A 1365-nucleotide genomic window follows, 5' to 3' on the forward strand; every position below is an offset into this window, starting at 1 on the left:
GGCGGTGGTCATCGGGAACCTCGGGAGCTTGTGTCGGTGGTGGCGGCGGCCTGGCGGGCGCGGGCCCAGCGGAGCATCTGGGGTTTGAGCCAGAGGCGCGGGCGCCCGGCGCCCAGGTCGAGCACCGGACGGGGCATGTCCGGATAGCGGCGCAGGTACGTGCTGACGCTGTTGGGGTGGGCAAGGCGCAACAGGCCCGCCACCTCCTGGGCGTCAATCAGGTCCTTCGTGTTCACCAGGGGGCACATGGGGCGTGTCTATACCCGTAGACACACGGGGATGCACGGTTTCCTTCCCAAGCAGAGGGAGCCGGAGGCCTGCCGGCCAGGGGGCTGCCTGCTTCCGGACACGACAAAGCCCCGGGCTCCTTGAAGGAACCCGGGGCTTAGGGACGGCAGGGACGGTCAGGTGGGGAGGACTACTCCGCCCACCAGGTCTCGGTCATCACGCTGAAGCCGGTCACGGTGTCCACGTAGATGTGGACGGTGTTGCGGCTCCAGGGGTCGTTCTCGTAGGTGATGATGCAGCCCTTGAAGCTGCGGCCCTGGATCAGCGTGTCCAGGTTCGCGAAGCCCGCGTTGCGGACCGAGGCGGGGATGAGGGTGTTGCCGTTGACGTAGGCGACGGCGTTCTGGACCGCGGCGCGCACTTCGGCGGCGTTGGCCAGGTTCGGGCGGATGGCGGCGCCGTACGGGACGCTGCTCGGCTCCAGGCCGAAGCAGGTCTTGTCGTCACGGTAGTAGTGGTTCTCGGACGCGATGTTCCACCAGTCGAAGTGGCGCAGCGTGGTGGCGCCGTAGGAGCCGTTGCTGGGGATGGCGTTCACCGCGGCGAAGAGCGCCTCCAGGGGGCGGCTCAGCGTGGCGGAGTTGCGAATGCTGCGGAAGCTCACGTCACCGATGCCCGCCGTGTCGGCGATCTGCTGCGCGGTGGTGAAGGGGCGCGTGTTGAGCAGGTTGACGGCGCCGTTCCACGCGTCCGGCAGGACGTCGTGCAGTTCCGAGTCGTCGATGCTGTTCACCAGCGCGACGATGGCGGTCTGGTCGTCACGGGAGATGGCGATGCCGTCCACGATGCCGACACAGTCCGCGTCGATGTAGTCCAGGGTCCGGGCGCCGCCTTCAATCTGCTTGAGCCGGGCCGGGCCCACGAGCGGCACGGTGGACAGGTCCGCCAGGGACGTGAACGGCGCGGTGGCGCGGCGGTTCACGATGTTGGTGACCACGTTGCTGGGCAGGTAGCGGTCGAGAATCGAGTACGACGCCGTGTTCGCGAAGTCGATGATGCCGTAGCACTCGGCGGCCACGTCGACGTTCGTCTGGGTGAGGATGGGCGCCTGCTGCTGCTCGACGGCCGGGGTGGAGG

At 68.3% G+C, this 1365-nt stretch carries 2 protein-coding genes; both read right to left on the reverse strand.

Annotated features, from left to right (window positions below):
- Positions 1–8: 8 nt before the first annotated feature.
- Positions 9–248 carry a hypothetical protein gene (locus tag D7W81_RS41240; RefSeq protein WP_120560747.1) on the reverse strand — a complete coding sequence of 80 codons (240 nt, stop codon included), beginning with the start codon at positions 246–248 and terminating at the stop codon, positions 9–11.
- 170 nt (positions 249–418) lie between these two features.
- Positions 419–1365 (reverse strand): helix-hairpin-helix domain-containing protein (locus tag D7W81_RS41245; protein WP_120560748.1); only part of this gene is annotated, 947 nt, incomplete at its 5' end.

The organism is Corallococcus aberystwythensis (assembly GCF_003612165.1).
GTDB classification, from domain to species: Bacteria; Myxococcota; Myxococcia; order Myxococcales; family Myxococcaceae; genus Corallococcus; species Corallococcus aberystwythensis.

Excerpts from the sequence above, each read along its gene's own strand:
- D7W81_RS41240 (WP_120560747.1), bottom strand. The coding sequence starts at position 248 with ATGTGCCCCCTGGTGAACACGAAGGACCTGATTGACGCCCAGGAGGTG.